This is a genomic window from Stenotrophomonas sp. KH_036_B (assembly GCF_057839485.1).
The window spans coordinates 2367401-2388571 of sequence record NZ_CM174491.1 but is presented as its reverse complement, the minus strand read 5'-3'; the positions used below and the strand labels follow the sequence as shown (position 1 = coordinate 2388571).

The window sequence follows — 21171 nt, the reverse complement described above, 5'->3', positions numbered from 1 at the left end:
GCAATGGTGCGATCCTGTGCCGTCCTGATCCATGCAAATTGTTGCGTGCATCACCCTTGGTCTGTGCACTGGAACACGTGATGCGACCCGAAACGACGCACAGCCAAATGCGAGCTGTTATCATTTGACGGGATAGCCACGCCGATCCCGAATCGACGAAGCCGAATCAACGAACGCCCGCGCGTCTGCGCGGTGCGCGCTCCTTCCTGATCGGTCGTGGTATCTCATGCGCTCAATTCCCGTTGTTTCCGCCGTGCCGGCGTTGGTCTTCGCCGCCCTGGTCGGCACCATGGCGATGATGGCGTTTGTCGCGGTCATCGGGCCGGTGGTGCGTCTGTTGGGCTTGTCCGAGTGGGCTGCCGGTCTGTCGGTCACGGCCGCCGGCGTGTTGTGGATGCTGTCGGCGCGCCGCTGGGGCGCACTGAGCGACCGCATCGGACGCAGGCGCGTGCTGCTGATCGCGCTCGCGGCCTATGCGCTCATCTACATCGCGCTGGCGGTGTTCGTCGACACCGCGCTGCAGTCACCGCCGGCCCTGTGGGTGTCGGTGCTGGCGCTGGTCGGCCTGCGCGCGCTGGTCGGCCTGTTCTATGCCGCCGTGCCGCCCACCGCGGCGGCGCTGGTCGCCGATGAAGCCGCGCCCGGGCAGCGTGCCGCAGCCATGGCCAAGCTCGGCACCGCCAACGCCGTGGGCATGGTGGTGGGGCCGGCGGCCGCCGGGTGGGTGGCCTTCCACCATCTGGCGTTGACGCTGTACGTCGCCGCGCTGCTGCCGGTGCTGGCGCTGCTGGTGATTGCCTGGCGCCTGCCTGCAACGGCGCCCGCGGTGGCGCCGGGCAGCGCTGCGCGGCCACGCCTGGCCTGGTTCGATCCGCGCCTGCGGCTGCCGGTGATGGCGGTGTTCGCAGCGATGATCTCGGTCACCACCGCGCAGGTCACGGTGGGGTTCTTCGCGATCGACCGCCTGGGTCTTGCACCCGCCGAAGGGGCGCGCATGGCCGGGCTCGCCTTGACCGCCGTCGGGGTGGGGCTGATCGTCGCGCAGCTGCTGGTGGTGAAGCTCAAGGGCGTGCCCCCGCAGCGCTGGATCGCCATCGGTGCGTTGATCGCCGGTGCCGGCTTCGCCGCGGTGGCGCTGGTGCACGTGCCCTGGCAACTGCTGGCGACCTACGCGGTGGCCGCGTTCGGCATGGGCTTCGTGTTTCCCTCGTTCCAGGCGCTCGCGGCCGACGCGGTCGAGGCGCACGAACAGGGCGCTGCCGCCGGTGCCGTGGCGTCGGTGCAGGGGCTGGGCATGGTGATCGGCCCGATGCTGGGCACGCTGCTGTACCGTGCCGCCCCCAGCGCTCCGTACCTGCTGGTCGGGGGCGTGCTCGGTGCGCTTGCCCTCGCGGCCAGCCTGCACGGCCGGAGCGCACGATGAACGACACGCTGCGCCAGGCGGCCGCGCACGACGCCGCCGCTGCCGAAGCCACCGAAGCGACCGCTACGCTGCAGTTCCTGTTGCGCATGCCGGGGCACACGCTGGATGCGCGCGGCTGCCGTGCGCGCTTGCCGCGCGGCGGCACGGCGAGCCTGTCCGCGCGGGTGCAGGCTTTCTTCACCACGCCACGGCACGCACCGGCGCTGCTGGTGGGCATGCTGCCGTTCGATCCTGACGCGCACGATGCGCTGCACCAGCCGCAGTGGCTTGCCGCCGCCGCGAGCGAAGCCGCGCCGCCCGCGCGGTTCAACGGTTCGGTCGTCGCCGAGCCGAGCGCAGCGGTGTACGCCGACACGGTGGACCAGGCGCTGCACCTGCTGCGCGCCGACCCGGCGGGCCTGGCCAAGGTCGTGCTGGCACGCACACTGCGCGTGCAGGCGGCCGAGATGCTGGACCCGCGCGACATCGCGGCGCGGCTGGGGCGCGATCCCAGCGTCACCACTTACCTGATGCCGCTGCCGGCGGTGGCCGGTGAGGCGCCGGCCTGGCTGGTGGGGGCGAGCCCGGAGCTGCTGGTATCGCGCCGCGGTGTGCAGGTGCTGTCGCACCCGCTGGCCGGCTCCGCGCGGCGGCGGGCCGATCCCGCCGAGGATGCGCAGGTCGCGCAGGACCTGCTGGCCTCCGGCAAGGATCACGACGAACACCGCCATGTGGTGGAGGCGATCGTGGACGCGCTGGCGCCGTGGTGCGTGCGGATCGATGCCGCGCCACGCCCGGGCCTGCAGGCCACCGACACCATGTGGCACCTCGGCACCCGGATCGAGGCGACCCTGCGCGACCCTGCCACGCCGGTGGCGACGCTGTTGGCCGCACTGCATCCCACGCCGGCGGTCTGCGGCACGCCGCGCGCGCGGGCATTGGACACGCTGCGCGCGCTGGAGCCGGTGCCGCGTGGGTTCTACGCCGGCGCGGTGGGCTGGATGGACGCGCACGGCGATGGTGACTGGTACGTGGCGATCCGCTGCGCGCACGTGCAGGGCACGCAGGCGCGTGTATTTGCCGGCGCCGGCATCGTGGCCGGCTCCGAGCCGGCACTGGAGGTGGCCGAAACGGCCGCCAAGTTCGCGGCGCTGCTGACGGCGCTGGGCGCCGACGCCGCCCCCCTGATCGAGACCGGGAGTTCGTGATGCATCCTGTACCCGCGCCGCCGCGCATGCCGCTGCGCCAGAGCTGGCCACCTGCGCTGGTGGCGCGTTATCGCGCTGCCGGCTACTGGCGTGGCGAGACCTTCCCCGGCTTCCTGCGCGAGCGCGCGGCGCAGTACGCCGACGACATCGCCGTGGTCGGCGGCGACACGCGGCTGAGTTACGCCCGGCTGTGGGCCGAGGCGGGGCGGATCGGCGCCGGGCTGCTGGCGCAGGGCCTGGTGCCCGGCGACCGCGTGGTGGTGCAGCTGGGCAACACCGTCGACTTCGTCAGCGTGGTCTGCGGGCTGTTCCGCGCCGGACTGATCCCGGTCTATGCGCTCCCCGCGCACCGCTTCACCGAAGTGGCGCATGTGCTGCGCAAGGCCGAGGCCAATGCCTATATCGCCGGCGCCGCCGTTGAAGGATTCGATTACCGCACGCTGGCGCGCCAGCTGCAGGCGGACATTCCCGCGCTGCGCCACGTGTTGATCGTGGGCGATGCCGCCGAGTTCGTCGCCGTGTCCGCACTGGCGGGCGACGCGGCCCGCCTGCCGCCGGATCCGGATCCGCAGTCGGTGGCGTTCCTGCAGTTGTCGGGCGGCAGCACCGGGCTGTCCAAGCTGATTCCGCGCACCCACGACGATTACCTGTACTCGTTCCGCGCCAGCAACGAGATCTGCGCGATCGGCCGCGACAGCGTCTACCTGGTCGCGCTGCCGGCCGCGCACAACTTCCCGATGAGTTCGCCCGGCTTCTTCGGCGCGCTGTACGCCGGCGCGCGGGTGGTGCTCAGCCCCGGCGCGGGGCCCGACGTGGCGTTCCCGTTGATCGCCCGCGAGCGGGTCACCTGCGTGGGCCTGGTTCCGCCGCTGGCGCTGCTGTGGGCACAGGCGGCGGCGAATACCGCGCACGACCTCTCCAGCCTGGCGGTGGTCCAGGTGGGCGGCGCCAAGCTGGTGCCGGAGGCGGCGCGCCGCGTGATCGACGGGCTGGGCTGTCGCCTGCAGCAGGTGTTCGGCATGGCCGAAGGCCTGGTCAACTACACCCGCCTGCACGATCCGCTGGACTGCGTGATCAACACCCAGGGCCGCCCGATCTCGGCCGATGACGAAGTGCTGGTGCTGGACGACCACGGCAATCCGGTCGCGGAAGGCGAGATCGGGCATCTGCTGACGCGCGGGCCGTACACGATCCGCGGGTACCACAACGATCCCGGGGCCAATGCGCGGGCGTTCACCGAGGATGGCTTCTACCGCACCGGTGACAGGGTGCAGCAGCTGCCCGGCGGCTACCTGGTGGTGCAGGGACGCGCCGGCGACCACATCAACCGGGCCGGCGAGAAGATCTCCGCCGAGGAAATCGAGGACCACCTGCTGGCCCACGCCAGCGTCTTCGATGCGGCGGTGGTGTCCATGCCGGACGCCTACCTGGGCGAACGCAGCTGCGCGTTCGTGATCGCCCGCGGCGACCCACCCACTGCGGCCAGTCTGAAGGCATGGGTGCGGGGGCGTGGCCTGGCGGCGTTCAAGGTCCCCGACCAGGTGGTCTTCGTTGAGGCCTTCGGCACCACGGCGGTGGGCAAGATCAGCCGCCGCGAACTGCGCGCACAGCTGCGCGAACGTTTCATCGAACAGACAGGAGAACCGCGCTGATGGCGCTGCCCACGATTTCCGCCTATCCATTGCCCACCGCGGTCGAACTACCCGCGCCGCGCGGCCCCTGGCAGCCCCGGCGCGAGCGGATCGCGCTGCTGGTGCACGACATGCAGCGCTACTTCCTGGCCGCGTTCGCCGCCGACGCCGCGCCGCTGGCACCGGCGGTGGCCAACATCGCCCGGCTGATCGCCCATTGCCGCGCGCACGAGATCCCGGTGTTCTATACCGCCCAGCGCGGCAACCAGGATCGCCGCGACCGTGGCCTGCAGGCCGACCTGTGGGGGCCGGGCATGCGCAGTGGCGCCGAACACGAGGCGATCATCGATGCACTGGCACCCACCGCCGCCGACCACGTGCTGGTCAAGCACCGCTACAGCGCGTTCCAGCGCAGCAACCTGGACACGCTGATGCGTGCGCGCGGCCGCGACCAGCTGCTGGTGACCGGCGTCTATGCGCACATCGGCTGCACTGCGACGGTCGCCGAGGCGTTCCAGCGCGATATCGAGGCCTTCATCGCCGCCGACGCAGTGGCGGACTTCTCGCGTGTCGACCACGACCAGGCGCTGCAGTGGATCGCGCGCACCTGTGGCGTGCCCTTGACCACCGAACAGCTGCTGGAGCACCTGGCATGACACACGATTCAGACCTCGCACCCCTCACCCTGGCGCGCATGCGCGCCGATATCGCCGGCATGCTCGGCGAGGCCCCCGACGCCGTGGGCGACGATGACCACCTGATGGACCTGGGGCTGGATTCCATGCGCGTGCTCGGGCTGGTGCTGGCCTGGGGCAACACCGGCATCGCGCTGGAGTTCGGCCACCTGGCCGAGCACACCACGCTGGCGGGCTGGTGGCAGGTGGTGCAGCAGCTGCAGGCACGCAGCGCGTCCAACGCATGAATGCGCAGGCGGCGGCGGTGACGGCCGAGGTGGGCGAACGGCACGCGCTGAGCGAGGCGCAGTCCGGGCTGTGGTACGCCCAGCGGCTGGCGGCCGCGCCCGCCGCGTTCAACACCGCGCACGTGGTCTGGTTCGAAGGTGTGCTGGATGTGCGGCGTTTCGTGATGGCCGCCGATACCGCGGCGGCGGAAGCGCAGGCGATGTGGCTGCGCTTCGGCGAAGACGCAGACGGCCAGCCGCGGCAGTGGCTGGACCCGGCGCATTGCCCACGGCTGCTGCTGGTGGATTTCTCGGACGCGCCCGACCCGGACAGCGCCGCCCGCCAGGCCATGCGCCACGATCGCCTCACCGCGGTGGACCCGTGCCGTGACCGGATCGCCCAGCAACGCCTGTTCGTGCTGGGTCCGAAGCGGTTCGCCTGGTACCTGCGCGTGCACCACCTGGCCACCGATGGCTACGGCATGGCGCTGCTCAGCGCGCGGGTCTGCGCGCTGTATGCCGGCGATGCAGCGCCCGAGGCACTGCAGCCGCTGCTGCCCGTGGTGCAGGAAGACGCGCAGTACCGCTGCAGCGAGCGCCGCGCGACCGATGCCGCGTACTGGCAGGACTACCTGCAGGGTGCCGCGCCCGGCGAGACGCTGGTCGGCGGCAATGCCGCCGCGTCGGCCGATGCGCTGCGCCTGGTGCGCAAGATCGAGCCGGCGCTGCGTGAGCGCCTGCAGGCGGCCGCCGTGTCGATCGGCCAACCCTGGCCGGACCTGCTCGCCACGTTGGCGGGTGAGTATTGCCGACGGTTCGCGGCGCGCGACGAAGTGGTGCTGGGGGTGCCGTTCATGGGGCGGCTGGGCAGTCCGTCGGCACGCGTGCCGGCGATGGTGATGAACGTGCTGCCGCTGCGCGTGCGCGGCAACGACACCGGCAGCGTGGCGGAGTTCGTGCGCGACACCGCACGTGCCCTGGTGCGCGGGCGCCGGCATGGCCGTTACCGGGGCGAGCAGCTGCGCCGCGATCTCGGCTGGACCGGGCCGCAGCAGCGCCTGCATGGCCCGCTGGTCAACGTACAGCCGTTCTACCGGCCGCTGCCGTGGCAGGAGCTTGCCGCGCAGCTGGAGGTGCTGTGCACCGGCCCGGTGGACGACATCAACATCGGCTTCCGTGGCGATGGCGCGGTGCGGCTGGAGCTGGAAATCGAGGCGAACCCGGCGCTGCATGCGCTGCCGTCGCTGCACGCGCACGCCACGCGGCTGCTGCACTTCGTGTCGACGGCACTGGCCGTGCATGCGCAGGGCGGCACGATGGGCGAGATCGCCCTGGCGACGCCGGCGGAGGCGCGGCGTTGGCTGCATGAGATCAACGCCACTGACCATGCCGTGCCGGATGTCTCGCTGGTGCGCCTGCTGCTCGAGCGCATGGCCGCGACGCCGCAGGCCACCGCACTGGTGTTCGAGGGACAGACGCTCTGCTATGCCGGGCTTGAACAGCGCAGCCGGGCACTGGCGCTGCAGCTGCAGGCGCTGGGCGTGGGCCGCGAGTCCACCGTGGTGGTGGCGCTGCCGCGTTCGCTGTCGCTGCTGGTGGCGCTGGTCGCCGTGCTGCGCGCAGGGGGCGCCTACCTGCCGGTGGACCTGGGCCATCCGGACGCACGGCTGGCCCGCATCGTCGCCTCCGCACAGCCCGTGTGCGTGCTGGCCGACGTCGCCGACGCCGCCCGCTTCGCCGGCACGACGGTACTGCCTCCGTCGCAGTGGGCGGTGCAGGGCGAGGCGGACCTGGTCGATGCGGTGCAGCCGCAGGACGCGGCCTATGTCATCTACACCTCCGGGTCCACCGGCGCGCCCAAGGGAGTGCTGATCGAGCATCGGGCGATCGTCAACCGCTTGCTGTGGATGCGCAGCCACTACGGCATCGGCGCGGACGAGCGCATCCTGCAGAAGACGCCGGCCACCTTCGACGTGTCGGTGTGGGAATTCTTCCTGCCGCTGATCACGGGCGCCACGCTGGTGATCGCCGCGCCGGGGCTGCATCGCGATCCGCAGGCACTGGCCCGGCTGGTCCATGCCGAGCGCATCACCACGCTGCATTTCGTGCCGTCCATGCTGGACGCATGGCTGCAGGCACCCGAGACGCACGGATTGGCGCTGCGCCGGGTGTTCACCAGCGGCGAAGCGCTGGACGCGTCGCTGCGCGACCGCTTCCACGCACACGTGCACGCCGAACTGCACAACCTGTACGGCCCCACCGAAGCGGCGGTGGATGTCAGTGCGTGGCCGGCCCTCCGCGACGACCGCTCCGACCCGGTGCCGATCGGGCATCCGGTCTGGAACACGCGGCTGTACGTGCTGGATGCGCGCCTGCGTGCAGTGCCGGCGGGCGTGCCCGGCGAGCTGTACCTGGGCGGTGTACAGCTGGCGCGCGGCTACCTGGGCCGTGATGACCTGACCGCCGAGCGCTTCCTCGACGACCCGCACGTACGCGGAGGCCGCCTGTACCGCACCGGCGACGTGGCGCGCTGGCGCGATGACGGCGCGCTGGACTACCTGGGCCGCAGCGACCACCAGGTCAAGCTGCGCGGCCTGCGCATTGAACTGGGCGAGATCGAGGCGGCGCTGCGTGGCGCGTCTGGCGTGGTGCGTGCCGAGGTGGTGCTGCGCGCGAACGACGCAGGCGTTGCGCCACGCCTGGTGGCGTATGTGTCGGGCGACGCACTGGACCCGCAGGCGCTGCGGCGCACCTTGGTCCAGCAGCTGCCGGATTACATGGTGCCGGCCGCCGTGGTGGTGCTGCAGGCGTGGCCGGTCACCGCCAATGGCAAGCTTGACCGCGCCGCGTTGCCCGCGCCGGACATGGCCGCAGCGGCCGGCCGACTGCCGGCCACGCCCAGCGAGCACGCGATCGCCGGGTTGTTCCAGCAGGTGCTGGGCCTGCCGGCGACGGTCACCGCCGACGCCGATTTCTTCCGCCTGGGCGGCGACTCGCTGTCGGCGGTCCACCTGCTGCTGGCCATCCAGCAGCGCTGGCAGCGCGACCCGGGACTGGGGGCGGTGTTCGCCACGCCGACCGTGGCCGGCCTGGCCGCGCGGCTGGATGCCCCGCCGCAGGACACCGACCACGGGCTCGCGCCGATGATCGCGCTGGCGCGCGGCGAGGCGGGCAGGGCGCCGCTGTTCGTGATCCATCCCGCCGGGGGCATCGCCTGGAATTACCGTGCGCTGGCGCGGGCGCTGCAGCCGTCGCGCGACGTGCACGGCCTGCAGTCACCCGTACTCGATCCCGCACAGCCGTTGCCGGACAGCATCGATGCGCTGGCCGCGGAGTACGTGGCGCGGATCGTGGTGCAGCAGCCAAGCGGGCCGGTCCACCTGCTGGGCTGGTCGGTGGGCGGCATCATCGCGCAGGCCATCGCGGTGCAGCTGCAGGCGCTGCAGCGCGAGGTCGGGCTGCTGGTGCTGCTGGATGCGTATCCCAGCGAGTGCTGGCGGGCCGAGCCCGAGCCCGATCCCATTGCCGCGCTGCGCGCCCTGCTGGCCATCGCCGGCCACGACCCGGACGCCCATCCGGACCTGGACAGCCGCGAACGCATCGTGGCCTTCCTGCGCCGCGGCGACAGCGCGCTGGGCAATCTGCCCGACGCGGTGCTCGACGGCGTGGTGCGGGCGGTGACCGGCACCAACCGCCTGATCCGCGCGCACCACCACCGCCACTACGACGGCGAACTGGTCCATGTGCGCGCCGCCAACGATCACGTACAGCGCCCGCAACTGCAGTCGGCGCTGTGGCAGCCGCACGCCACGCACGTGGAGGCGCTGCCGCTGGCCTTCCTGCACGCAGAACTGACCGGCCGCGACGCCGTGGCGCAGCTCGCGCCGTGGTTGTCGGCACGGTTGCAGCAGCGGGACGCCATTCCACAGGACAACAGAACATGAAACTCACCGGATTCCAGGACACCGTGGCGCTGATCACGGGCGCGGGCGGCGGTATCGGTGCGGCGCTGGTGCGCCAGCTGCTGGACAGTGGCTGCACCGTCATTGCCACCGACGTGCACGCGCCTGCGCTGCCCGACCATCCCCGACTGCATGCGCGCGCGCTCGACGTGACCGACGCGGCGGCGGTGGATGCGCGGGTGGCGGAGGTGGAAGCGGCGTTCGGACCGATCGGTTTCGGGGTGAACGTGGCCGGCCTGCTGCAGGTGGGCGAGGTGACCCGCATCGACGATGCGCACTGGCGGCGCGTGTTCGCGGTGAACGCCGACGGAGTGTTCCATCTCGGCCGGGCGCTGGCGCGGGTGATGACGCCGCGCGGCACGGGTGCCATCGTGACCGTCAGCTCCAACGCCGCCGGTGTTCCGCGCCACGGCATGGCGGCGTACGCCGCGTCGAAGGCGGCCGCGACCATGTTCACCCGCTGCCTGGGCCTGGAACTGGCCCCGCACGGCATCCGCTGCAACATCGTGGCGCCCGGATCGACGCTGACGCCGATGCAGACCGGCATGTGGACCGACGACGACGGCGCGCAGCGGGTCATCGACGGCACCCCATCGACCTACAAGGCCGGCATTCCGTTGCGCAAACTGGCCACGCCGGACGACATCGCGCAGGCGGTGATGTTCCTGTTGTCCGACCAGGCCGGTCACATCGCGATGAGCGATCTGTACGTGGACGGCGGCGCCACGCTGCGCGGCTAGCGCGGGCTGCGTGCCCGGCGCGGCTTGGCCGGTGCCCGGCCCGGCGCGCTGTCGCGGCTGGGCAGGGTGCCACGCTGCTGCATCTGCTCCAGCCAGGCGAGGTTGTCGACGTAGGCCAGGAAGTGCTCGAGGTAGGCCGGCGAGACGTCGCCCATCCAGCCGATGGTGCGATGGACCAGCACGCTGGAATTCAACGGACCGCCATCGCTGGGGCTCTGCGCCAGCGTCTGGCGCACCTGGCCGGCGGTGCGCAGCTGTGCCCACAGGGTGCGGAACTGCGCCAGCGCGGGCAGCGCGGGGTAGGTCGATGCCTGCGTGCTGCGCGCTGCGCCCAGTGTCGCCAGTGAATCCATCGTGGCGGCAGTGGCCACGGACACCGGCGCAGCGGCCGAGGCGGCCAGGCGCGCGGCGTGCGCGTCAAGCAGTGTCCCCAGGCGTGCGTCCAGGACCCGGCGCAGCGCACCGTGGGACGCCTGCGCGCGACGCTGCAGCGCCTCCAGGAACGCAAACTGCACCGGATCGTGATGATCCAGCTGCTGTGCCCGCCACTGTGCGAGGCGGTCGTCGGCGGCGGGGCGGTTACCGTCCATCGCCCGCCACGGTCGGCGTCGGGCGCGGGATCGGAGCCATCTCCACGCGCCGGTTGCGTGCGCGGCCTTCCTCGTCGGCATTGGAGCCGACCGGCTGCTCGGCGCCGAACGCGGCGGCGAACACCGATCCGGACGGCACGCCTTCGGCGATCAGGGTGCGGGTCACGGTCAGGGCGCGCTCGGCCGAGAGTTCCCAGTTGTCGGCGAACTGCCGGTTGCGCTCGCGCACCTGGCGGTCGTCGGTGAAGCCGCTGACCATGAGGATCTCTTCGCGCGAGGACAGGTAACCGGCCAGCGGCGCGGCCAGGCTCTTGAGCAGCTCGCGGCCTTCGGGCTGCAGCTGGTCGGAGTTGAGCGCGAACAACACGCTGCCGCGGATGCCGATGCGGCCATCCACCAGCGTGACCCGGCCGGCAGCGAGCGGGCCGGCCAGCGCCTGTTCCAGCGTCTGGCGGCGCTTGGCTTCGGCCTGGCGCTGCGCCACTTCCTGGTCCAGCCGGTGCGACAGCTCCAGCTGCAGCGCGACCACCCCGACCAGGATCAGCACGAAGGCGCCCAGCAGCACCGACATCAGGTCGCCGAAGGCGGCCCAGATGGGTGCGCCGGCGTCGCCGTCGCCATCGAGTTCGATCTCGTCGCTCATGCGCTGGCGGCCGCGCTGCTGCGGCGGCGCCCGGCCAGCTGCTGCAGCTCCTCGATGATCTGCTGCTGCGAGAGCACGCTCAGGTCCACTACTTCGCGCGCCTGCGCCACGTAGTAGGCCAGCTGCTCGTCACTGCGGGTCATCGACGCGTCCAGCGCGCCGGCCACCTGCTGCAGCTGCTCGCCCAGCCCGGTGCTGGCGCTGCCGAAGCTCTGCATGGCGGTGCCGAAGGCCTCGGCCAGGCTGGCCACTTCCACGGCGCTGCCCGTGACCTGGGCGGCAACCGTTTCCAGCTTGCCGGTCTCGGCGGCGATGTGGTCGGTGAAGCGGCTGCCGACCCGTTCCAGCAGGTCCGCGGAGGTGCCGACCAGGGCATCCACGGCGGTACGCTGCTCGGTGGAGGCATGGTTGACCGCGTCCAGCAGCGTTTCCAGCGTGGCCAGCAGGCGGCTGCGTTCTTCGAGCATGGCGGTATCGCGGACCATGCTGTCCGACAGCTTCTGGCGCAGCTCGGCGACCACGTCGGCGGCGGCCTTGGGTGCTTCGGAGGCGAGGGTGACCAGGCGCGAGATCTCGCTGATGGTCTCGGCGGCATGTGCCTGCGCCTGCGTGCCGATGTCATGCGCGGTGCGCGACAGCGTCTCGCAGACGGCCTGCTGGCTGGCGGCGACCTGCGCGCCATTGTCGGCCCACTGCTGGCCCAGCCGCTCGGAGAGCTGCGTGAAGGCGTCGCTCCAGGTCGCCAGGCGCTGCGTATCGCGTGCTTCCAGGCGGTCCTGCAGGCCATCGTGCGACGACTGCAGGCCATCCACCAGCGCGCGCGCATGGGTGTCGAAGTGGGTGGTGGCGGCCACCAGTGCCTGCTGGTTGCGCTCGGCCAGCTCGGCATTCACCGCCTGCTGGCCGTGCAGCGCGTCCCGCCACGCCTGCGCGCTGTCGCTGGCGCTGGCGTCCATGCGCCCGGCCAGGGTGTCGACCAGCGCGGTGGCGTGCTGCGTGTGTGCGTCGCTGAAACGCGCCAGTGCGCCATCCAGCTGGGCAATGAGGGCGGCATGGGTCTGCGCCTGTACCGCCTGTGCGTGCTGCCATTGGCCGGCGGTGGCGTCCAGGCGGGCGCCGACGGCATCGAGCAGGGCGGTGCCGTGCTCGCCCTGGGCCTGGCTGAAGCCGTCCAGCGTCGCGCGCAGGTCGGCGCTGAGGGCGGCGTGGCGTTGCTGCTGTGCGTCCTGCGCCTGCGTCCACGCGTCCACGCTGGCATCGAGGCGGGCGGCCAGGGTGTCCAGCAGCTGCACCGCCCGCTGGTCGTGCTGGTCGCTGAGCGTGGCCAGGGTGGAGCGCAGTTCGGCCGACAGCGTTGCGTGGGCCTGCTGCTGGGTGGACAGCGCCGCGCTCCAGGTGGCCGCCGTTGCCACGCGGCTGGCCTCGAAGCCGCTGGACAGTCCGTCCAGCTGTGCGCGCACGGCGTCGCCGACGGTGCCCTGCAGATCCGCGGTCTGCCGCGCGATGCCGGCCATGGTCGCTTCCATGATCGGCTGCAGCGCATCGCCCACGGCGCGTGCGCTCTGCGCCACGCTGTCCTGCAGGGCCTGCTGCACGGCGCCGGCGAGGCGCTCATGGGCAGCCTCGGCACGGGCGTGGAAGGTGGCCTGGCTGGTCGACAGGCGTTCGCCGGCCGCGCCACTCTGCTGCTCGATCGCCGCGCTCATTGCGTCGAGCCGGTCCACCAGCGCCGGCATCAGGCCGGCCTGGGCCTGCAGCAGGCGGAAGGCTTCGGTGCGCTGCCAGGCCTGCGAGTGCACGTGCAGGGTGGTGGCGATGCGGCTGTCCAGCTGCTGCACCACCAGCAGGCGCTCGCGCCGGCACAGGGCGGACAGCAGGCCCAGCATGGCCGAGGTGGCGACGCCGGCAATGGAGGTGCCGAATGCCACGGCCAGCCCTTCCACGGGCGCGCCCAGCGAGCCGCGGATGGCCTGCAGGTCGGTGGCGCTGCCCAGCGCCAGGCCGGTGCCACGCAGGGTGGCCATCATGCCCAGCAGCGTGCCCAGCATGCCCAGCAGCACCAGCAGGCCGACCAGATAGGGGGTCAGCACGGGCGCGGGCAGGGCCACGCGTTCGCCTTCCACGCGCAGTCGCACGGCGTTGCGCAGGCCGGCCGGCACGCGTTCCAGCCAGTCACCCAGGGTGGCCGGGGGAGCAGCGGCTTCGTTCACGGCCAGCACCAGCCCGGCTGTGGCCTGGCGGTAGCGGTGCAGTTCCAGGGCGCCAGCGCAGTAGGCGGCCGCGATCAGCAGCGCCATGGCCAGGCCGACCGGGTTGGAGCCGACGTAGCCGGCGCCGATCCAGCACGCCGCGACAAGGCCGGCGAGGAAGACAACAACGTAGAGAGGAGTTCTGAACATGACAGCCCGGTTAGTGGGGGCGAAGCGCTGCAAGCAGGCCTTCGATGGGGTGAAAACGAACATCCAGCTCCGCCAGCAGCACGGCCTGCATGTCTTTCCTGAATATCTGCAGCCAGCCGCTGTCGGGATCGACCTCGCTGCTGCCCGCGTCCTCGCGCAGACGCTCGAAATGCGCGCCGAGCAGGGCGGGCACGCTCGCCAGCAGCTGTTGTTCGCGCGGGCTCAGCGCCTGTTCCATCACGGCATCCACTTCGGCCAGCCGCGGCAGCTCGCCCGGTTCAGCGGCAAGCCGGTCGCGCAGCTGGCCGCGCAGGCGGCCGGTGGCGCTGAGCATGGCGCGCTGCACGGTGAGGCACCGCTGCCGGTAGGCGATGGCGTCGACCGGGACCGGCCTGCCGGCCTCCGACGGCTGGCGGATGGTCTCGACCAGCACCGCCCGGACCCGCGCGCATTCGGTCGCGAGCGCATCCGCCTGGGCCGGTTCAGCCTCGACCGGGGCCGGCAGGCGTCCGTCGAGCGCCCGCGACAAGGCCACCGCGCGGGTCCAGTCGATCCACTGACTGAGCCGATCGGACAGGTCCGGGCCGGTGCGCGGGGCGTTGCGGTCGGCCAGCGCCGCCAGCAATCGTATGAAGGGCGGGCCGGGGACAGGCGTGCGGTGCTGCTTTTTCGCCATGGTTCCGGTCAAAACAGCGAATTTTACACCGGAATGACAGCCGGGCTTGCTGAATGCCCGTGCGTTGCGGCCTGGACCGGTTGCGCTGCCCCGTCCACACGCGCTGCACACGCCCGTATGCACCGCGCTTACATCCGCTTCCCTACGGTGGGGGTGGGCGTCAAGACATCGCCCGTTTTTCCCCTCAAGGAGTCAACCATCATGCAGCAGATCCCCGAAGGTACCCTGGTCGTCGTGGCAGACGGCGGCTCGGCCCGCGTCTTCACCAATGTCGGCGACGGACGCACGCTGCAGCTCAAGCAGCACGAGGAACTGCAGATCCAGGACATCAGTTCGCAGGGCGTGTCCGGCCAGGGCCCGTCCGGCGCGGTGCCCAAGGATATGAGCATCTCCCAGCTCAACGAAGCCACGTTCGCCAAGCAGCTCGCGCAGCAGTTGAACGATGACGCGCTCAAGAACCGGTACAGCCACCTCATCCTCATCGCCGACCCGAAGACCCTGGGCCACATCCGCCCGCAGCTGCACAAGGAAGTCGAATCGCGGCTGCTGCGCGACATCGCCAAGGACCTGACCAACGCACCGCTGGAAGACATCCAGCGCGCCTTGAGCTGATCGCCGCATGGCGTACACCCGCGACTACGCCGTACAGGAGCCGCTGCGCTCGTCCATCGACGCGCACGCGGGCTGGCTGCTGCTGGAATTCGGGGCGCCATGGTGCCCGCATTGCGTGGGTGCGCAGCCGGTGGTGGCGCAGTGGCAGGCGGAGCACGCGACCGATCACATCAAGATCGAGGATGGCAAGGGGCGCCCATTGGGGCGCTCCTTCCAGGTCACGCTGTGGCCGACGCTGATCCTGCTCCACGACGGCGGGGAAGTGGCTCGCGTGGTGCGCCCGCGCGACGTGGATGACCTGCTGGCACTGACGGCGCTGCGCGAACGTTGATGGGTTGAAGCAGCGACGCAGGGCGTCGCTCTACGGCGGAGGCATGGCCAGGGGAGGCCCGGATTTCCGGCATGTGCTAACATGCATCGCTTGACCTTTGCCTCGGGCCATCGCCCGCCTCACGGTCATCCTTCCTGCAGCGCCGCTGTGTCCCCGCGGCCGTCCGGGATCGTCTGTTGAAGCCCCTTCTTCGCGCATCGTGCCGCGTTCTTCCGGAGGCGGCTGCTTTCCCGTGCCGTGCGCGGGCCTCGGGCGACGTGGTGACCACGCTCCCAGGAGACAGCAATGCAGGACCTGCATGCCGCACATGCCCATTTCGGCTGGTTCAAACGCCGCCGCCAGATGCAGGTTGACGAAGTCACCGTCGTCGACCGACCCATGTTGAAGAAGGCGGTGGGGGCTGCGGCGCTCGGCAATGCGATGGAGTGGTTCGATTTCGGCGTGTATGGCTACCTGGCCGTGACGCTGGGTCAGGTGTTCTTTCCCGCCAGCAGCCCCACCGCGCAGCTGATCGCCACGTTCGCCACGTTCACCGTCGCCTTCCTGGTGCGCCCGCTCGGCGGGCTGGTGTTCGGTCCGCTTGGCGACAAATACGGGCGCCAGAAAGTGCTGGCATTCACCATGATCCTGATGGCGCTGGGCACCTTCAGCATCGGCCTGATTCCGTCCTACGCCAGCATCGGCATGTGGGCGCCGGCATTGTTGCTGCTGGCGCGCCTGGTGCAGGGCTTCTCCACCGGTGGCGAGTATGGAGGCGCGGCCACGTTCATCGCCGAGTATTCCACTGACCGCAATCGCGGACTGATGGGCAGCTGGCTGGAATTCGGCACGCTGGGCGGCTACATCGCCGGTGCGGCGACGGTCACCGCGCTGCACATGGCGTTGAGCAGCACGCAGATGCTGGACTGGGGCTGGCGCATTCCGTTCCTGGTGGCCGGTCCGCTGGGCCTGCTGGGCCTGTACATGCGCATGAAGCTGGAAGAGACGCCCGCGTTCCGGGCGTATGCCGAGGAAGCCGAGAAGCGCGACCACGAGCGCCCCGGGCTGGGCGCGCTGCTGCGCGTGCATTGGCCGCAGCTGCTCAAGTGCGTGGGCCTGGTACTGGTGTTCAACGTCACCGACTACATGCTGCTCACCTACATGCCGAGCTACCTCAGCGTGACCATGGGCTATGCGGAGAGCAAGGGCCTGCTGCTGATCATCATCGTGATGCTGGTGATGATGCCGCTCAACGTGGTGGGCGGGTTCTTCAGCGACCGCCTGGGGCGCAGGCCGATGATCATCGGCGCCTGCATCGCGCTGTTCGCGCTGGCCATTCCGTGCCTGCTGCTGGTGGGCAGCGGCAACGACTGGCTGATCTTCCTCGGGTTGATGCTGCTGGGCCTGGCGCTGGTGTGCTTCACCAGTTCGATGCCGTCGACACTCCCGGCGCTGTTCTACACCCCGGTGCGGTACAGCGCGCTGTCGATCGCCTTCAACGTGTCGGTCTCGCTGTTCGGCGGTACCACCCCGCTGGTCACCGCATGGCTGGTGCAGCGCACCGGCGATCCGCTGGTGCCGGCGTACTACCTGATGGGTGCAGCGGTCATCGGCATCATCACCATGCTGTTCGTCAACGAGACCGCGAACCTGCCGCTGCGGGGTTCGCCGCCCGCCGTGGCCAGCGAAGCCGAAGCGCACGCGCTGCTGCGCAGCGACGAGCCGGTCACCGTAGACGCCACCCAGCCCACGCTGCCCCAGCCGGCACTGCCGAACGACCCCACCCCCGCGTAGTGCCACGCCCTGCGTGGCGACCCCGAAATCCAACCGACACCACTGCCCGGGCTATCCCCATGCCAACCGCCACGCAACGGTGACGTAGTGCCACGCCGCGCCCCATGATCAGCGGGCGCCATTGCGATGAACGCGTCGCCACGCGCCCGGGGACCATCCGCACCAACGGGGCATGATGCTGTTGCGTGGCAACCCCTGCCAACCTGATCCACGCGACCAACCCCGCGCCGCAACATGCGGCGCGGGGAGAACCAATGCTAGGATCGGTTCACCTTGAATCGATCTAAATCCAAATGAGCAGAGCGGGTAAGTCGGGCTGGGCGGCACTGGCCATGGGTGCAATGCTGGTCGCAGGAGGCGCATCGGGCGCCCCACAAACCGCAGGCGAACGTGCGTTTGCCGCGGTGGATCCCTTCATCGGCACCGCGGGCGAGGGTCACACCTACCCGGGCGCGACGGTGCCGTTCGGCATGGTCCAGCTCAGCCCGGACACCCGCATCCAGCCGCGCGAGAAGGCGTACGACTGGGCAGCCGGCTACCGCCATGACGACAGCAGCATCGTCGGCTTCTCGCATACCCACTTCTCCGGCAGCGGCCACTCCGACCTGGGCGACGTGCTGGTGATGCCGTTCACCGGCGACCCGGGCCTGGAGCGTGGCGACCCGGAAAAGCCGCGCAGCGGCTACGCATCGCGCTTCGATCACACCGATGAGAAGGCCGAGCCGGGCTATTACGCGGTGACGCTGCAGGACTACAAGGTCCGCGCCGAACTCACCGCCAGCGCCCGCACCGGCGTGCACCGCTACACCTATCCGAAGGGCGCGCCGGCCAAGGTGCTGCTCGACCTGCGCACCAGCCTGTACGACTACCCGGGCAAGATCCTGTGGTCGCGCCTGCGCCTGCACGACGACGGCACCGTGACCGGTTTCCGCGAGACCCGCGGCTGGGCGCCGGGGCGGCAGCTGTATTTCGCCATGCGCTTCTCGCGTCCGCTCACCGGCCACGCGCTGCACAACACCGAGACCGACATCGCCTACAAGGGTTTCCCGCCGCCGGGGCAGAACAACCCCGAACAGCGCCCGCAGATCGAAGGGCGCCAGCTGGTGGGTACGTTTGAATTCGGCAAGCTCGATGCGCCGCTGGTGGTGAGCGTGGCGATCTCGTCCGTGAGCGAGGCCGGCGCCATCGCCAACCTCGATGCCGAGGCAAAGGATCAGAATTTCGACCGCATCCGCGCCGATGCTCGCACACAGTGGCAGCAGGCGCTGTCGGTGCTCGATATCGAGGCGCCCGCGCATGACCGCCGCAGCGCCTACACCGCGCTGTACCACAGCCTGCTCGGCCCAACCCTGTTCATGGACAGCGACGGCCAGTACCGCGGGTCGGACAACGCCGTGCATCGCGCCGAGGGTTACACCAACTACTCGACGTTCTCGCTGTGGGACACCTACCGGGCGCTGCATCCGCTGCTGACCCTGGTGCAGCCGGAGCAGCGCAACAGCGACATGATCAATTCGCTGCTGGCGCACCAGCACAACAGCCCGTACGGCATGCTGCCGGTGTGGGCGTTCCACGGCCAGGAAACGTGGTGCATGATCGGCTACCACGCCGTGCCGGTGATCGCCGATGCCTACGTCAAGGGCATCCGCGGCTTTGACGCCGACAAGGCGCTGCAGGCCATGGTCGCCACCGCCAACTACGGTCCTTACGATGGCATCGCGCAGTACCGCGAGCTGGGCTGGGTGCCGATCGACGAGGAAGGCGAGGCCGCCAGCAAGACGCTGGAATATGCGTTCGACGACTGGACCATCGCCCGCATGGCCACGGCCATGGGCAGGACCGAGGTGGCCGCCGAGTTCGACAAGCGCGCCGGCAACTGGCGCAATGCGTTCGATGCCGAGACCGGCTTCATGCGCGCCCGCAAGCGCGACGGCAGCTTCCGCACCCCGTTCGATCCCAGTGCCAGCGGTTACGGCACCGATTACACCGAAGGCAATGCCTGGCAGTATTCGTGGTACGTGCCGCAGGACGTCGCAGGCCTGGCCGCCGTGCACGGTGGCGCCGACGCGCTGCTGGCGCGGCTGGACGCGGTATTCGACGCCAAGGTCGATCCGTCCATCTTCGAACACATGGAAGACATCACCGGCCTGATCGGCTGGTACGCGCACGGCAACGAACCGAGCCACCACGTCGCCTACCTGTATTCGTATGCGGGCCAGCCGTGGCGCGCGCAGGCGCGACTGAAGCAGATCATGGACACCCAGTACGCCGACCGCCCCGATGGCCTGGCCGGCAACGACGACCTGGGCCAGATGTCGGCCTGGTATGTGTTCACCGCGCTGGGCTTCTATCCGGTCGCGCCGGGCAGCGGCGAGTACATCATTGGCCGTCCGTTCCTGCCCAAGGCGGTGCTGAACCTGCCCAACGGCAAGACCTTCCGCATCACCACGGACGGTATGGGCAAGGGCCACGAATATGTGGGTTCCGTGACGCTCAATGGCAAGCCGTTGAATCGCACCTTCCTGCGCCATGCGGAGATCCTGGCCGGTGGCGAACTGCACTTCACACTGCAGGCCGAACCCAACACGGCGTGGCCGGGGCAGGGCGCCGAGCAGCCGTATTCGATGTCGCACTGACGCCGCTCAGCCGTCCTCGTCCCACCCATCGCCGTCCCCGTCCATCGGGGGCGGCGATGTCGTTTCAAGATCCGGGTCGACGGGCTCCAGCAGCGTGTAGTCGTCGCGTTTGAGGTCACGGAATGCGCGGCCGACGGGGTAGGCTTCCAGCGCGGGCGAGCGTACCCGCAGCTCGGCCGGCGTGGTGGCGGCACCTGACAGCCAGGCCAGCGCCAGCGCGGCCGGCAGGAACACCGGCCCATCGGGCGTGAGCGGTGCCGGGATGGCCCGGTTGGGCGCGGTGAGCACGCTGAAGGAGTCCATCGCGTGCCCCTCGCCATCCTCCCAGTGCTCCCAGACGCCTGCCGCCAGCAGGGCCAGGCCATCACCGCGCTGCACGAACAGCGGCCACGGCGGTCGTCGCTGACGATCGAGCTTGTAGTACCCCGTCATCGGGATCACGCAGGGGCGTTCGGACCAGGCCTTGGCGAAGATGCGGCTGCCGGGCGCCCGGTCCAGCCGCGCCGTCACGGTGGTGTAGGGCGTGTCAGGGGTTTTCGACCAGCGCGGCACCAGACCCCACACCATGTCGGTCACGATCAACTCGCCATCGGCATTGCGCGCCAGCACGGCGGCAGGCGAGCCCTTGCCGATGTTGTAGCGGTCCGGCGCAGCGGCGACGGCGTCGGCGAGCGCGCGCGGCAGTCCGTCGGGGACCGATTCCGGCTCGGCAATGGCTTGGGCGAAACGACGCATGCCCGGAGGGTAGGACGTGCGCCGTGAGCATGCGGTTGAGCGCCGGCGCGTGCGGCGCTAGAGTCGTGGGGTGGTTGTTTCGCGGTATCTGCCCATGCCCCATCGAAAAAAAGACAGGCCGCCGGTGGACGCCGCCGGCCAGCGCCTGCCGCTGGGTCCCGAGTCCGCCGTGCTGTGCCGGGCCCGCGACTACGCCGCCGGCACCGTGATTCCGCTGCACCACCATCCTGATCGCCATCAGCTGGTGTACGCCGCCTCGGGCGTGCTGGTCGTGCAGGCCGGTGCCGGGCGATGGGTAGTGCCCAGCACGCGCGCGATCTGGATGCCGGCGGGCATCGGCCACAAGGTGAGCTGCATTGGCGCGGTGCGCATGCGCAGCCTGTACATCCTGCCGCAGGCCATGGCCGATGCACCGACGGGCGCGGCGACGGTCTCCATCACCCCGTTGCTGGCAGCGCTGATCGGTGCCGCCGCCGACGTCGAACAGCCGTATGTCGCGCAATCGCGCGATGGCCACCTGATGCAGCTGATCCTGGACGAGCTGCAGACCTTGCCGGTGCTTCCGCTGCACGTGCCACAACCGGCCGACCCGCGCCTGCAGCAGATCATCCGGCACTGGGAGGCCTCACCCGATGATGCCTCCACCCTGCAGGACTGGGCGGAGCGCCTGGGCGTGGACGCGAAGACCATCCAGCGCCTGTGCGCGCGCGAACTGGGCATGACCTTCGGCCAATGGCGGCAGCAGATCCGCCTGGTCCGCGCCCTGGAGCGTCTCGCCCACGGCGACAAGGTCATCGACGTCGCACTCGCCCAGGGCTACGCCAGCCCCAGCGCCTTCACCGCCATGTTCAAGAAGCGCTTCGGCCAGCTCCCCAGCCAATTCTTCGCGTAGTGCCGGCCGCTGGCCGGCTCCCCTCACACCGCAACAAGGC

The 21171-nt window shown here is 70.6% G+C and carries 17 protein-coding genes; 12 read left to right on the top strand and 5 right to left on the bottom strand.

The annotated features are described in order from the left end of the window. Positions 1-151 precede the first annotated feature (151 nt). The 7 genes from AC3ITN_RS10715 to AC3ITN_RS10685 are packed head-to-tail and all read left to right on the top strand — an operon-like array spanning position 152 to position 9844. Complete coding sequence (locus AC3ITN_RS10715; RefSeq protein WP_489392914.1) at positions 152-1423, top strand: MFS transporter; 1272 nt, start codon at positions 152-154, stop codon at positions 1421-1423. Next, the gene (locus AC3ITN_RS10710) at positions 1420-2610 is read left to right on the top strand and encodes an isochorismate synthase (RefSeq protein ID WP_489390470.1); all 1191 of its coding nucleotides are present in this window, start codon (positions 1420-1422) and stop codon (positions 2608-2610) included. The genes AC3ITN_RS10715 and AC3ITN_RS10710 overlap by 4 nt, the downstream gene beginning before the upstream one ends. Further along, positions 2610-4262 carry a (2,3-dihydroxybenzoyl)adenylate synthase gene (locus tag AC3ITN_RS10705; RefSeq protein ID WP_489390469.1) on the top strand — a complete coding sequence of 551 codons (1653 nt, stop codon included), beginning with the start codon at positions 2610-2612 and terminating at the stop codon, positions 4260-4262. The genes AC3ITN_RS10710 and AC3ITN_RS10705 overlap by 1 nt, the downstream gene beginning before the upstream one ends. After that, positions 4262-4897, top strand: coding sequence for an isochorismatase family protein (locus AC3ITN_RS10700; protein WP_489390468.1), 636 nt, complete (start codon positions 4262-4264; stop codon positions 4895-4897). The genes AC3ITN_RS10705 and AC3ITN_RS10700 overlap by 1 nt, the downstream gene beginning before the upstream one ends. Continuing rightward, a complete protein-coding gene (locus tag AC3ITN_RS10695) occupies positions 4894-5163 on the top strand; it encodes a phosphopantetheine-binding protein (RefSeq protein ID WP_313341176.1) in 270 nt (89 codons plus the stop codon). The genes AC3ITN_RS10700 and AC3ITN_RS10695 overlap by 4 nt, the downstream gene beginning before the upstream one ends. Then, positions 5160-9086, top strand: coding sequence for an amino acid adenylation domain-containing protein (locus tag AC3ITN_RS10690; protein WP_489390467.1), 3927 nt, complete (start codon positions 5160-5162; stop codon positions 9084-9086). The genes AC3ITN_RS10695 and AC3ITN_RS10690 overlap by 4 nt, the downstream gene beginning before the upstream one ends. Continuing rightward, positions 9083-9844 carry a 2,3-dihydro-2,3-dihydroxybenzoate dehydrogenase gene (locus AC3ITN_RS10685; RefSeq protein WP_489390466.1) on the top strand — a complete coding sequence of 254 codons (762 nt, stop codon included), beginning with the start codon at positions 9083-9085 and terminating at the stop codon, positions 9842-9844. The genes AC3ITN_RS10690 and AC3ITN_RS10685 overlap by 4 nt, the downstream gene beginning before the upstream one ends. Here AC3ITN_RS10685 and AC3ITN_RS10680 read toward each other — a convergent pair. The 4 genes from AC3ITN_RS10680 to AC3ITN_RS10665 are packed head-to-tail and all read right to left on the bottom strand — an operon-like array spanning position 9841 to position 14164. Then, positions 9841-10434, bottom strand: a complete 594-nt coding sequence (locus AC3ITN_RS10680) for a DUF2894 domain-containing protein (RefSeq protein WP_489390465.1) — start codon at positions 10432-10434, stop codon at positions 9841-9843. The genes AC3ITN_RS10685 and AC3ITN_RS10680 overlap by 4 nt on opposite strands. After that, on the bottom strand, positions 10424-11077 hold the full coding sequence (locus AC3ITN_RS10675) for an OmpA family protein (RefSeq protein WP_313341188.1): 654 nt from the start codon (positions 11075-11077) through the stop codon (positions 10424-10426). The genes AC3ITN_RS10680 and AC3ITN_RS10675 overlap by 11 nt, the downstream gene beginning before the upstream one ends. After that, complete coding sequence (locus AC3ITN_RS10670) at positions 11074-13476, bottom strand: DUF802 domain-containing protein (RefSeq protein ID WP_489390464.1); 2403 nt, start codon at positions 13474-13476, stop codon at positions 11074-11076. Before AC3ITN_RS10670 ends, AC3ITN_RS10675 begins: the two co-directional genes overlap by 4 nt. Before the next feature lie 10 nt (positions 13477-13486). Then, positions 13487-14164: a DUF3348 domain-containing protein gene (locus tag AC3ITN_RS10665; RefSeq protein WP_489390463.1), complete on the bottom strand. Its 678-nt coding sequence runs from the start codon at positions 14162-14164 to the stop codon at positions 13487-13489. A 186-nt stretch (positions 14165-14350) separates the two neighbouring features. On the opposite strand from AC3ITN_RS10665, the gene AC3ITN_RS10660 reads away from it, so the two are divergent. The 4 genes from AC3ITN_RS10660 to AC3ITN_RS10645 all read left to right on the top strand — a co-directional run bounded on the left by AC3ITN_RS10660 (position 14351) and on the right by AC3ITN_RS10645 (position 19504). Then, the gene (locus AC3ITN_RS10660; protein ID WP_313341889.1) at positions 14351-14764 is read left to right on the top strand and encodes a host attachment family protein; all 414 of its coding nucleotides are present in this window, start codon (positions 14351-14353) and stop codon (positions 14762-14764) included. A 7-nt stretch (positions 14765-14771) separates the two neighbouring features. Continuing rightward, entirely contained in the window at positions 14772-15095 is a 324-nt protein-coding gene (locus AC3ITN_RS10655; protein WP_489390462.1) for a thioredoxin family protein, read from the top strand. Positions 15096-15380: 285 nt separating this feature from the next. Then, a complete protein-coding gene (gene proP / locus AC3ITN_RS10650) occupies positions 15381-16868 on the top strand; it encodes a glycine betaine/L-proline transporter ProP (RefSeq protein WP_489390461.1) in 1488 nt (495 codons plus the stop codon). Between the two features lie 293 nt (positions 16869-17161). Continuing rightward, positions 17162-19504, top strand: a complete 2343-nt coding sequence (locus tag AC3ITN_RS10645) for a GH92 family glycosyl hydrolase (protein ID WP_489390460.1) — start codon at positions 17162-17164, stop codon at positions 19502-19504. A gap of 6 nt (positions 19505-19510) precedes the next feature. Here AC3ITN_RS10645 and AC3ITN_RS10640 read toward each other — a convergent pair whose 3' ends face one another. Continuing rightward, positions 19511-20239 (bottom strand): SOS response-associated peptidase, encoded by a 729-nt coding sequence (locus AC3ITN_RS10640; protein ID WP_489390459.1) that lies wholly within the window; start codon positions 20237-20239, stop codon positions 19511-19513. Between the two features lie 94 nt (positions 20240-20333). Between AC3ITN_RS10640 and AC3ITN_RS10635 the strand changes: the two genes are divergently transcribed. After that, positions 20334-21131, top strand: a complete 798-nt coding sequence (locus AC3ITN_RS10635; protein WP_489390458.1) for an AraC family transcriptional regulator — start codon at positions 20334-20336, stop codon at positions 21129-21131. The last annotated feature ends 40 nt before the right edge of the window (positions 21132-21171 follow it).